11 protein-coding genes and 4 tRNA genes are annotated in these 11,857 nt (G+C 55.2%); all 15 read left to right on the plus strand.

Going from position 1 to position 11,857, the window contains the following annotated elements; all coding sequences use genetic code 11:
- Positions 1-205 precede the first annotated feature (205 nt).
- The 15 genes from birA to rpoB all read left to right on the plus strand — a co-directional run bounded on the left by birA (position 206) and on the right by rpoB (position 11,804).
- Positions 206-1,159 (plus strand): bifunctional biotin--[acetyl-CoA-carboxylase] ligase/biotin operon repressor BirA, encoded by a 954-nt coding sequence (gene birA, locus V6F91_RS25200; protein WP_332769278.1) that lies wholly within the window; start codon positions 206-208, stop codon positions 1,157-1,159.
- On the plus strand, positions 1,149-1,901 hold the full coding sequence (locus tag V6F91_RS25205) for a pantothenate kinase (RefSeq protein ID WP_332769280.1): 753 nt from the start codon (positions 1,149-1,151) through the stop codon (positions 1,899-1,901). Before birA ends, V6F91_RS25205 begins: the two co-directional genes overlap by 11 nt.
- A gap of 7 nt (positions 1,902-1,908) precedes the next feature.
- Positions 1,909-2,331: a hypothetical protein gene (locus V6F91_RS25210; protein WP_332769282.1), complete on the plus strand. Its 423-nt coding sequence runs from the start codon at positions 1,909-1,911 to the stop codon at positions 2,329-2,331.
- A gap of 143 nt (positions 2,332-2,474) precedes the next feature.
- Positions 2,475-2,559: transfer RNA gene (locus tag V6F91_RS25215), tRNA-Tyr, on the plus strand.
- 25 nt (positions 2,560-2,584) lie between these two features.
- Positions 2,585-2,658: transfer RNA gene (locus V6F91_RS25220), tRNA-Gly, on the plus strand.
- A gap of 26 nt (positions 2,659-2,684) precedes the next feature.
- Positions 2,685-2,760 (plus strand) — tRNA-Thr (locus V6F91_RS25225).
- A gap of 84 nt (positions 2,761-2,844) precedes the next feature.
- Entirely contained in the window at positions 2,845-4,038 is a 1,194-nt protein-coding gene (gene tuf / locus V6F91_RS25230) for an elongation factor Tu (protein ID WP_103303766.1), read from the plus strand.
- A gap of 53 nt (positions 4,039-4,091) precedes the next feature.
- Positions 4,092-4,167: transfer RNA gene (locus tag V6F91_RS25235), tRNA-Trp, on the plus strand.
- Between the two features lie 45 nt (positions 4,168-4,212).
- Positions 4,213-4,581, plus strand: coding sequence for a preprotein translocase subunit SecE (gene secE, locus V6F91_RS25240; RefSeq protein WP_332769287.1), 369 nt, complete (start codon positions 4,213-4,215; stop codon positions 4,579-4,581).
- A gap of 9 nt (positions 4,582-4,590) precedes the next feature.
- Positions 4,591-5,124 (plus strand): transcription termination/antitermination protein NusG, encoded by a 534-nt coding sequence (gene nusG / locus V6F91_RS25245; protein WP_007957598.1) that lies wholly within the window; start codon positions 4,591-4,593, stop codon positions 5,122-5,124.
- Between the two features lie 118 nt (positions 5,125-5,242).
- Positions 5,243-5,674, plus strand: a complete 432-nt coding sequence (gene rplK, locus V6F91_RS25250; protein ID WP_003176435.1) for a 50S ribosomal protein L11 — start codon at positions 5,243-5,245, stop codon at positions 5,672-5,674.
- Positions 5,674-6,369 carry a 50S ribosomal protein L1 gene (gene rplA / locus V6F91_RS25255; protein WP_003228754.1) on the plus strand — a complete coding sequence of 232 codons (696 nt, stop codon included), beginning with the start codon at positions 5,674-5,676 and terminating at the stop codon, positions 6,367-6,369. The genes rplK and rplA overlap by 1 nt, the downstream gene beginning before the upstream one ends.
- Positions 6,370-6,568: 199 nt before the next feature.
- Positions 6,569-7,069 carry a 50S ribosomal protein L10 gene (gene rplJ / locus V6F91_RS25260; protein ID WP_332769291.1) on the plus strand — a complete coding sequence of 167 codons (501 nt, stop codon included), beginning with the start codon at positions 6,569-6,571 and terminating at the stop codon, positions 7,067-7,069.
- Between the two features lie 74 nt (positions 7,070-7,143).
- Positions 7,144-7,509 carry a 50S ribosomal protein L7/L12 gene (rplL, locus tag V6F91_RS25265; protein WP_003228750.1) on the plus strand — a complete coding sequence of 122 codons (366 nt, stop codon included), beginning with the start codon at positions 7,144-7,146 and terminating at the stop codon, positions 7,507-7,509.
- 221 nt (positions 7,510-7,730) lie between these two features.
- The gene (rpoB, locus tag V6F91_RS25270; RefSeq protein WP_332769293.1) at positions 7,731-11,804 is read left to right on the plus strand and encodes a DNA-directed RNA polymerase subunit beta; all 4,074 of its coding nucleotides are present in this window, start codon (positions 7,731-7,733) and stop codon (positions 11,802-11,804) included.
- Positions 11,805-11,857 lie beyond the last annotated feature (53 nt).

The raw sequence follows: 11,857 nt of genomic DNA on the forward strand, positions 1-11,857 counted from the left end.
ACTCAGCAGTGAAACGATGCATCGCCGATGGTAGTGTGGGGTTTCCCCATGTGAGAGTAGGTCATCGTCAAGATTAAATTCCGAAACCCCAATTGCGAAAGCAGTTGGGGTTTTGTTTTGCCTGCGATAAATCTACGCGCTTGATTTCTATGCAATGGCTCGGTGCATGGCTATTATTCGGGCCTCATTGTGAGGCGAGACCTGCATGCTGACGTTGTTAAATCTCCTGAGGGATGGTCGATTCCATTCTGGTCAGGATCTGGGTGCTGCTCTGGGGATAAGCCGGACCGCAGTATGGAAGCAGCTTCAGCACCTTGAGGCTGAGCTTGGATTGTCCATCCACAAAGTTAGAGGCCGGGGCTATCAATTGGCTGCGCCATTGACTCTGCTCGATTCGGTGGAAATCTCGGCAACAGTGCCGAAGTGGCCGGTGACCGTGCTGGATTCAGTCGACTCGACAAATGCTGAAGCGCTACGCGCCATTGGGCAAGGTGCTTCTGCACCTTTTTTGGTTCTCGCTGAGCGGCAGGTCTCTGGCCGTGGGCGTAGAGGTCGTAAATGGGTCAGTCCGTTTGCTGAAAATCTGTACTACAGCCTCGTCCTGCGTATTGATGGCGGGATGCGCCAGCTTGAGGGCTTGAGTCTCGTCGTGGGTTTGGCTGTTATGCAGGCTCTGCGAAATTTCGGTGTCTCGTCTGCCGGGTTGAAGTGGCCCAACGATGTTCTGGTCGCAAACAAGAAAGTCGCGGGCATCCTGCTTGAGCTCGTCGGCGATCCAGCGGATGTTTGTCATGTAGTGTTGGGCATTGGCGTCAACGTGAACATGCAAAAGGCTGACGAAGTCGACCAGCAATGGACTTCGATACGGCTCGAGTCCGGCAATAGTGTTGATCGTAATGCTTTGGTGGGTGAGTTGAGCGCACAGTTGAATTCCTATATCCAGCGCCATCAGTTGAAAGGCTTTTCTACGCTTCGTGCGGAATGGGAAGCCAATCATCTGTGGCAGGATCGTTCGGTATCATTGATTGCAGGTTCAAGCCAGATAGACGGCGTGGTAGTTGGAATAGATAGTCAGGGTGCGCTGCGGCTGAAGGTGGATGGTGTGGAAAAAGTCTTTAGTGGTGGTGAGCTCAGCCTGAGGTTGCGTGATGATTCTTGAGCTCGATTGTGGAAACAGTTTCATCAAGTGGCGAGTATTGAAATCTGCCCTCGGCATCTTGTTTGCCGAGGGTGTTGTCGACTCTGATCTGGCGTTGCTCGAGAGCTTGAGAGCTCTTGATGGGCTTAGCCTGCGCAGGTGTCGCTTGGTCAGTGTCAGGACCACTGAGGAAACAGATGCCTTGGTTGATGTTCTTGAGCGTGAGTTCGCTATTTCAGTTGTGCGCGCCACTTCCGCTAAGGAGATGTCCGGCGTCAGAAATGGTTACGAAGATTATCAGCGCCTGGGGCTCGACCGCTGGCTTGCCATGCTGGGTGGCTTTCACTTGGCGTCGGGCAAGGCTTGTCTGGTGCTGGATTTTGGTACAGCGGTAACTGCTGATTTCCTAGGTGCCGACGGTGAGCACCTGGGGGGCTTCATTTGTCCTGGAATGCCATTGATGCGAGATCAGTTGCGCACGCATACGCGGAAGATTCGCTATGGAGACCAGGCGGCTGAGCGCGCGCTGTCCAGCACTGCGCCAGGACGCACAACTGTTGAGGCGGTGGAGCGCGGTTGTTCCTTGATGTTGCGAGGCTTTGTGTTGACCCAGCTGGAAATGGCGCGCGCGTCTTGGGGTGAAAATTTCGCAGTTTTCATAACGGGGGGTGATGCCCAACTGGTGGCGGATGTTGCGCCTGAGGCTCGGGTCGTCCCGGACCTGGTATTTATTGGGTTGGCTATGGCGTGTCCTTTTTCCTGAGGTTTGTATGCGTTGGTTGTTCCTCCTGCTAGTCGTTCTGAACGTTTTTTATTATGTCTGGCATCAGCAGGAGGCGCCTCTACGGGCAAAGGATGTAACGCCTCTCAGCTTGTACCGCGGTTCCCAGCAAGACATTCGTTTGCTAAGTGAATCGAACGGTTATATGGGGGGGGGGCAGCAGCAAGACTGCCTCTTCCTCGGCGGCCTTGCCCGGCAGGAGTCGATTGCACGTCTTCAACTACGTTTGGCAGAAATGGGGGTCAAGGTGCGGTCGTCGTCAAAAGATGTTTCGGGAGAGGGTTATTGGTTGTCTGTCGCGCCGCAGAGCCAGCGTTTGCTGGGTGATCTCCAGCTGCAAAACCTTTCCAATGAATTCAATGAGTTAAAACATAAAATAATGGTGTGCGAGGGGGTTGCACCTGTTCAATAGTTTGCATAGAATGGCGCCCGCTCCACAGCGAAGACCTGAAGAGGTGGTTGAGGTGGAGTGATGTCAATGCAGCTAACCTCAGGTTTTTAAATGAGAAAATGCTTGACAGGGGTTTGGCATAGTATAGAATGCCGGCCTGATTAGGAGGGGTTCCCGAGCGGCCAAAGGGATCAGACTGTAAATCTGACGTCTACGACTTCGAAGGTTCGAATCCTTCTCCCTCCACCAGATTTAAGCGTGAGCTGCAGGCTCCGCGGGTATAGTTTAGTGGTAGAACCTCAGCCTTCCAAGCTGATGATGCGGGTTCGATTCCCGCTACCCGCTCCAAGTTTGCAGGTTGTGCAAAGTGTTTTGCTCTTGTAGCTCAGTTGGTAGAGCACACCCTTGGTAAGGGTGAGGTCAGCGGTTCAAATCCGCTCAAGAGCTCCATATAACGAGGCAGATATGAAAATATCTGCCTTTGTTTTAATGGTTGATATTGTTTTCTAATTCTTCTGTTTGAGGGTTATATCGATGGCTAAGGAAAAATTTGATCGTTCCCTGCCCCACGTCAACGTTGGGACCATTGGTCACGTTGACCACGGTAAAACCACTCTGACCGCTGCTCTGACTCGCGTCTGCTCCGAAGTTTTCGGTTCGGCCGTCGTTGAATTCGACAAGATCGACAGCGCTCCAGAAGAAAAAGCTCGCGGTATCACCATCAACACCGCTCACGTTGAGTACAACTCGACTATTCGTCACTACGCTCACGTTGACTGCCCAGGTCACGCTGACTACGTGAAGAACATGATCACCGGTGCTGCCCAGATGGACGGCGCGATCCTGGTTTGCTCGGCCGCCGATGGTCCGATGCCACAAACCCGTGAGCACATCCTGCTGTCCCGTCAGGTAGGCGTTCCGTACATCGTGGTTTTCCTGAACAAGGCTGACCTGGTAGACGACGCTGAGCTGCTGGAACTGGTTGAGATGGAAGTTCGTGACCTGCTGTCGACCTACGACTTCCCAGGCGACGACACTCCGATCATCATCGGTTCGGCTCGTATGGCGCTGGAAGGCAAAGACGACAACGAAATGGGCACCACTGCCGTTCGTAAACTGGTTGAAACCCTGGATACCTACATCCCAGAACCAGTTCGTATGATCGACAAGCCATTCCTGATGCCAATCGAAGACGTATTCTCGATCTCGGGTCGCGGTACTGTTGTGACTGGTCGTATCGAGCGCGGTATCGTTCGCGTTCAGGATCCGCTGGAAATCGTTGGTCTGCGTGACACCACCGTTACTACTTGCACCGGTGTTGAAATGTTCCGCAAACTGCTCGACGAAGGTCGTGCTGGCGAGAACTGCGGCGTTCTGCTGCGTGGTACCAAGCGTGACGACGTTGAGCGTGGTCAGGTTCTGGTCAAGCCAGGTTCGGTCAAGCCGCACACCAAGTTCACCGCAGAAGTTTACGTTCTGAGCAAGGAAGAAGGCGGTCGTCACACTCCGTTCTTCAAAGGCTACCGTCCACAGTTCTACTTCCGTACTACTGACGTGACTGGTAACTGCGAGCTGCCAGAAGGCGTTGAAATGGTAATGCCGGGTGACAACATTCAGATGACTGTTACCCTGATCAAAACCATCGCGATGGAAGACGGTCTGCGTTTCGCTATCCGTGAAGGCGGTCGTACCGTCGGCGCCGGCGTCGTAGCCAAAATCATCGAGTAAGTAGTTGTAATGTATTTTTCGGGCCGGCATAATGGTCGGCCTGATTTTGTTTTAGGTCAGTAGCTCAATTGGCAGAGCGACGGTCTCCAAAACCGTAGGTTGGGGGTTCGATTCCCTCCTGACCTGCCAGATTCACTCAGTGTGTCTGGCTTTCTTTTCACAGGATCTTCATAGATGACTCCTAAAGCTGAAGCTCAAGGCTCTCGCTTCGATCTGCTCAAGTGGCTTCTAGTTGTCGCTTTGGTGGTTGTTGGCGTTGTTGGCAATCAGTATTACTCTGCTTCGCCGATCCTGTACCGTGTACTCGCTTTGCTTGTCATCGCTGCTGTAGCTGCCTTTGTAGGCCTGCAGACTGCGAAGGGCAAGTCTTTCTTTGTACTGGTTAAGGAAGCTCGCACCGAGATTCGTAAAGTCGTGTGGCCAACTCGCCAAGAAACCACGCAGACCACGCTGATTGTGGTGGCTGTTGTTCTGGTTATGGCGTTGCTGCTGTGGGGTCTGGATTCCCTGCTCGGCTGGCTTGTTTCCTTGATTGTCGGCTAAGGGTGTCCCGTGGCTAAGCGTTGGTATGTTGTGCATGCTTACTCGGGTTACGAGAAGCATGTGATGCGCTCGCTCATCGAGCGCGTAAAGCTGGCTGGCATGGAAGATGGCTTCGGCGAGATTCTGGTTCCCACTGAAGAAGTGGTTGAAATGCGTAATGGCCAGAAGCGCAAAAGCGAACGCAAGTTCTTCCCTGGTTATGTGCTGGTCCAGATGGATATGAACGAGGGTACTTGGCACTTGGTCAAGGATACTCCTCGGGTGATGGGCTTTATCGGCGGTACTGCTGACAAGCCTGCACCCATCACTGATAAAGAGGCAGAAGCGATTCTGCGTCGCGTCGCTGATGGTAGCGACAAGCCGAAGCCTAAGACTCTGTTTGAGCCAGGTGAGACGGTCCGCGTCAATGACGGTCCATTCGCTGATTTCAATGGCGTCGTCGAAGAAGTTAACTACGAAAAGAGCCGGATCCAGGTCGCAGTGCTCATTTTCGGTCGCTCTACTCCGGTGGAGCTCGAGTTCAGTCAGGTCGAAAAGGTCTAACTGGGCAAGCAATCCCAACCCCGCAGCCCTAGGCTGTGGGGTTTTGTCGTCACTGGGATAAACGCGCAAGTAACCGGGGAGCCTTTCGAGGCGTTCGAACCCGTAATTGGAGTGCCTCATGGCCAAGAAGATTACCGCTTACATCAAGCTGCAAGTGAAGGCCGCTCAGGCTAACCCAAGCCCACCTGTTGGTCCTGCTCTGGGTCAGCACGGCGTGAACATCATGGAATTCTGCAAGGCCTTCAACGCCCGTACTCAGGGTCTTGAGCCAGGTCTGCCGACTCCAGTGATCATCACTGTCTACAGCGACCGCAGCTTCACTTTCGAAACCAAATCCACCCCTGCTTCGGTTCTGCTGAAGAAGGCGGCCGGTCTGACCAGCGGCTCCGCTCGTCCGAACACCGTTAAGGTTGGCACCGTTACCCGTGCTCAGCTGGAAGAAATCGCGAAAACCAAAAACGCGGATCTGACTGCAGCTGATATGGATGCAGCCGTGCGTACTATCGCCGGTTCTGCTCGTAGCATGGGCCTTAACGTGGAGGGTGTGTAATGGCTAAGCTGACCAAGCGTCAAAAGGCTATCGCCGGCAAAATCGAAGCAGGCAAGGCCTACAACATTGTAGACGCCGCTGCTCTGCTGGCTGAGCTGTCGACTGTCAAGTTCAGCGAGTCGTTCGACGTTGCTGTAAACCTGGGTGTAGACCCGCGTAAATCCGACCAGGTTGTTCGTAGCGCTACCGTGCTGCCACACGGCACTGGCAAGACTGTTCGCGTTGCTGTGTTCACCCAGGGTCCAGCTGCTGAGGCCGCTTTGGCTGCCGGCGCTGACCGTGTAGGTATGGACGACCTGGCTGCCGAAATGAAAGGCGGCGACCTGAACTATGACGTAGTGATCGCATCCCCGGATGCCATGCGCGTTGTCGGTCAGTTGGGTCAGATCCTCGGTCCACGTGGTCTGATGCCTAACCCTAAAGTTGGTACTGTAACTCCAGACGTAGCTACCGCGGTTAAAAACGCCAAGGCTGGTCAGGTTCGTTATCGCACCGACAAAAACGGCATCATCCACACCTCCGTTGGCAAGATCGGTTTCGATGCCGTCAAGCTGAAGGAAAACGTTGAAGCCCTGATCGCTGACCTGAAGCGTATCAAGCCAGCTTCCTCGAAAGGTATCTACGTCAAGCGCGTCACCCTGAGCACCACTATGGGCCCAGGTCTGGTCATCGACCAGAGCTCGCTGGACGCGTAAGACACAGATTGGCGCGAGAGATCGCGTCAATTGAAAAAATTGGGGTCCCTGCCTGGCGGGGGCTATCCAAGACCGTAGGCGACGCAAGTCTTAAACCATCAGCCTACGCAGATGGTGCTCCCGGTTCCTTACCGAATCAGACACCAAAACGACATTCGGTTTCGATCGAATGAAACGGTAACAAGCAGGAGTTAAACCCGTGGCAATTAATCTCGAAGACAAGAAGGCCATCGTCGCTGAAGTCAACGAGGCTGCCAAAGTCGCTCTGTCCGCTGTCGTGGTTGATGCACGTGGCGTAACAGTAGGCGCAATGACCGGACTCCGTAAAGAGGCTCGTGAGGCTGGCGTTTACGTACGTGTTGTACGTAACACCCTGCTCAAGCGCGCTGTTGCTGACACTCAATACAGTGTCCTCAACGACGTGTTCACCGGCCCGACCCTGATTGCATTCTCCAACGAACATCCGGGCGCTGCTGCCCGTATCTTCAAAGAGTTTGCCAAGGGTCAGGACAAGTTCGAGATCAAGGCAGCTGCGTTCGAGGGCAAGTTCCTCGCAGCTAATCAGATCGACGTACTGGCAACTCTGCCGACCCGTGACGAAGCAATTTCCCAGCTGATGAGCGTGATTCAAGGCGCTACCAGCAAATTGGCTCGTACTCTGGCGGCAATTCGCGACCAGAAAGAAGCTGTCGCAGCCTAAGGCTCGTCAACTTCTCGCGTTTTTTGTTTATTTCGATGGTCGCGTAGGCCGTCCCCCAATTCAGGAATTGAGTCATGTCTCTGACTAACGAACAAATCATCGAAGCAATCGGCCAGAAATCCGTAGTGGAAATCGTTGAGCTGATCAAAGCGATGGAAGAAACCTTCGGTGTTACCGCTGCTGCCGCTTCGGCTGGTCCAGCTGCTGCTGCCGCTGTTGTTGAAGAGCAAACCGAGTTCAACGTTGTTCTGCTGGAAGCTGGCGAGAAGAAGGTTAACGTGATCAAGGCAGTTCGTGAACTGACCGGTCTGGGCCTGAAAGAAGCCAAAGAGAAAGTAGACGGCGCTCCTCAGGTTGTAGCTGAAGGCGTTTCGAAAGAAGCGGCTGAAGACGCCAAGAAGAAGCTGGAAGAAGCAGGCGCTAAAGTCGAGCTGAAGTAAGCATCGACTTTGCTCCTCCAGCCCGAGCGTCAAGCGACAGGCTGATGGCTGGTGGCTCTTGCCACCGGCCTTTTTCCGTTATTGGCAGCCGACTGGGTCGGTGCCGATAAAGGCGCTGTAACCACCCGATGCGGTGGCGCAAACCATGGGGTTTGCACGATTTTCTGGCTGCTCCCGTCGGGAGGGGCCAAACAAGCAGGTGACCAAGCTGGGGAACGCTGATGGCTTACTCATATACTGAGAAAAAACGTATCCGCAAGGACTTTAGCAAGTTGCCGGACGTCATGGATGTGCCTTACCTCCTGGCCATCCAGCTGGATTCGTATCGTGAATTCTTGCAAGCGGGAGCGACTAAAGATCAGTTCCGCGACGTGGGCCTGCATGCGGCCTTCAAATCCGTTTTCCCGATCATCAGCTACTCCGGCAATGCTGCGCTGGAGTACGTCGGTTATCGTCTGGGCGAACCGGCATTTGATGTCAAAGAATGCGTATTGCGCGGTGTAACTTTCGCCGTACCTTTGCGGGTAAAAGTGCGCCTGATCATTTTCGACAAAGAATCGTCGAACAAAGCGATCAAGGACATCAAAGAGCAAGAAGTCTACATGGGTGAAATTCCCCTGATGACTGAGAACGGTACCTTCGTAATCAACGGTACCGAGCGTGTAATCGTTTCCCAGCTGCACCGTTCCCCGGGCGTGTTCTTCGACCACGACCGCGGCAAGACGCATAGCTCCGGCAAACTGCTGTACTCCGCGCGCATCATTCCTTACCGCGGCTCGTGGCTGGACTTCGAGTTCGACCCGAAAGACTGCGTGTTCGTGCGTATCGACCGTCGTCGCAAGTTGCCAGCATCCGTGCTGCTGCGTGCGCTCGGCTATACCACTGAAGAAGTGCTCGACGCGTTCTACACCACCAACGTTTTCCACCTGAGCGGTGAAACCCTCAGCCTGGAACTGGTGCCGTCGCGCCTGCGTGGTGAAATCGCAGTTCTGGACATCCAGGACGAGAAGGGCAAGGTCATCGTTGAAGCAGGCCGCCGTATTACCGCGCGCCACATCAACCAGATCGAAAAAGCCGGTATCAAGACGCTGGAAGTGCCACTGGACTACGTCCTGGGTCGCACTACCGCCAAGGTCATCGTGCACCCGGCTACCGGCGAAATCCTGGCTGAGTGCAACACCGAGCTGAACACCGAAGTCCTGGCAAAAATTGCCAAGGCCGGCGTTGTACGCATCGAGACTCTTTACACCAACGACATCGACTGCGGTCCGTTCGTCTCCGACACGCTGAAGATCGACTCCACCAGCAACCAATTGGAAGCGCTGGTCGAGATCTATCGCATGATGCGTCCAGGCGAGCCGCCAACCAAAGACGCTGCCGAAACCCTGTTCAACAACCTGTTCTTCAGTCCTGAGCGCTATGACCTCTCTGCGGTCGGCCGGATGAAGTTCAACCGTCGTATCGGTCGTACCGAGATCGAAGGTTCGGGCGTGCTGTGCAAGGAAGACATCGTCGCGGTACTGAAGACTCTGGTCGACATCCGCAACGGTAAAGGCATCGTCGATGACATCGACCACCTGGGTAACCGTCGTGTTCGCTGCGTAGGCGAAATGGCCGAGAACCAGTTCCGCGTTGGCCTGGTGCGTGTTGAGCGTGCGGTCAAAGAGCGTCTGTCGATGGCCGAAAGCGAAGGCCTGATGCCGCAAGACCTGATCAACGCCAAGCCAGTGGCTGCGGCGGTGAAAGAGTTCTTCGGTTCCAGCCAGCTCTCGCAGTTCATGGACCAGAACAACCCGCTGTCCGAGATCACCCACAAGCGTCGTGTCTCTGCACTCGGCCCTGGTGGTCTGACTCGTGAGCGCGCCGGCTTTGAAGTCCGTGACGTACACCCGACTCACTACGGTCGTGTCTGCCCGATTGAAACGCCGGAAGGTCCGAACATCGGTCTGATCAACTCCCTGGCTGCGTACGCTCGCACCAACCAGTACGGCTTCCTGGAAAGCCCGTACCGCGTGGTGAAAGAGGGTGTGGTTACCGACGAGATCGTGTTCCTGTCGGCCATTGAAGAAGCCGATCACGTGATCGCGCAGGCTTCGGCGACCATGAACGAGCAGAAAGTCCTGATCGACGAACTGGTTGCCGTACGTCACCTGAACGAATTCACCGTCAAGGCGCCTGAAGAAGTCACCCTGATGGACGTTTCGCCGAAGCAGGTAGTTTCGGTTGCAGCGTCGCTGATTCCGTTCCTCGAGCACGACGACGCCAACCGTGCGTTGATGGGTTCGAACATGCAGCGTCAAGCTGTACCAACCTTGCGCGCCGACAAGCCGCTGGTAGGTACCGGCATGGAGCGTAACGTAGCCCGTGACTCCGGCGTTTGCGTCGTGGCTCGTCGTGGCGGCGTGATCGATTCCGTCGACGCCAGCCGTATCGTGGTTCGTGTTGCTGATGACGAAGTTGAAACCGGCGAAGCTGGTGTCGACATCTACAACCTGACCAAATACACCCGCTCGAACCAGAACACCTGCATCAACCAGCGTCCGCTGGTGCGTAAAGGTGATCGCGTTCAGCGTAGCGACATCATGGCCGACGGCCCGTCCACCGACATGGGTGAATTGGCGCTGGGTCAGAACATGCGCATCGCGTTCATGGCATGGAACGGCTTCAACTTCGAAGACTCCATCTGCCTGTCCGAGCGTGTGGTTCAGGAAGACCGTTTCACCACGATCCACATTCAGGAACTGACCTGCGTGGCCCGTGACACCAAGCTTGGCCCAGAGGAAATCACTGCGGACATCCCGAACGTGGGTGAAGCTGCACTGAACAAGCTGGACGAAGCCGGTATCGTTTACGTAGGTGCTGAAGTTGGCGCAGGCGACATCCTGGTGGGCAAGGTCACTCCGAAAGGCGAGACCCAACTGACTCCAGAAGAAAAACTGCTGCGTGCGATCTTCGGTGAAAAAGCCAGCGACGTTAAAGACACCTCCCTGCGCGTGCCTACCGGCACCAAAGGTACTGTCATCGACGTACAGGTCTTCACCCGCGATGGCGTTGAGCGTGATGCTCGTGCACTGTCGATCGAGAAGTCCCAGCTGGACGAGATCCGCAAGGATCTGAACGAAGAGTTCCGCATCGTTGAAGGCGCAACTTTCGAACGTCTGCGTTCCGCTCTGGTAGGCCACAAGGCTGAAGGCGGTGCCGGTCTGAAGAAAGGTCAGGACATCACCGACGAAGTGCTCGACGGTCTTGAGCACGGCCAGTGGTTCAAACTGCGCATGGCTGAAGATGCTCTGAACGAGCAGCTCGAGAAGGCTCAGGCCTACATCGTTGATCGTCGCCGTCTGCTGGACGACAAGTTCGAAGACAAGAAGCGCAAACTGCAGCAGGGCGATGACCTGGCTCCAGGCGTGCTGAAAATCGTCAAGGTTTACCTGGCAATCCGTCGTCGCATCCAGCCGGGCGACAAGATGGCCGGTCGTCACGGTAACAAAGGTGTGGTCTCCGTGATCATGCCGGTTGAAGACATGCCGCACGATGCCAATGGCACCCCGGTCGACGTGGTCCTCAACCCGCTGGGCGTACCTTCGCGTATGAACGTTGGTCAGATCCTTGAAACCCACCTGGGCCTCGCGGCCAAAGGTCTGGGCGAGAAGATCAACCGGATGGTCGAAGAGCAGCGTAAAGTCGCTGAACTGCGTACCTTCCTGGACGAGATCTACAACCAGATCGGCGGTCGTAACGAAGATCTGGACAGCTTCTCCGATCAGGAAATCCTGGATCTGGCGAAGAACCTGCGTGGCGGCGTTCCAATGGCCACTCCAGTGTTCGACGGCGCCAAGGAAAGCGAAATCAAGGCCATGCTGAAGCTGGCAGACCTGCCGGAAAGCGGCCAGATGCAGCTGACCGACGGCCGTACCGGCAACAAGTTCGAGCGTCCAGTTACCGTTGGCTACATGTACATGCTGAAGCTGAACCACTTGGTAGACGACAAGATGCACGCGCGTTCTACCGGTTCGTACAGCCTGGTTACCCAGCAGCCGCTGGGTGGTAAGGCACAGTTCGGTGGTCAGCGTTTCGGGGAGATGGAGGTCTGGGCACTGGAAGCATACGGTGCTGCATACACTCTGCAAGAAATGCTCACAGTGAAGTCGGACGATGTGAACGGCCGTACCAAGATGTACAAGAACATCGTGGATGGCGATCACCGTATGGAGCCGGGCATGCCCGAGTCCTTCAACGTGTTGATCAAGGAAATTCGTTCCCTCGGCATCGATATCGATCTGGAAACCGAATAACACGTGACGCGAATCGAGAGCGGGGCAGGATTGCCCGCTCTCTGCTCCGCCAG

Origin of the sequence: Pseudomonas koreensis (genome assembly GCF_036668835.1) — a bacterium.
Taxonomy (GTDB): Bacteria; Pseudomonadota; Gammaproteobacteria; order Pseudomonadales; family Pseudomonadaceae; genus Aquipseudomonas; species Aquipseudomonas koreensis_I.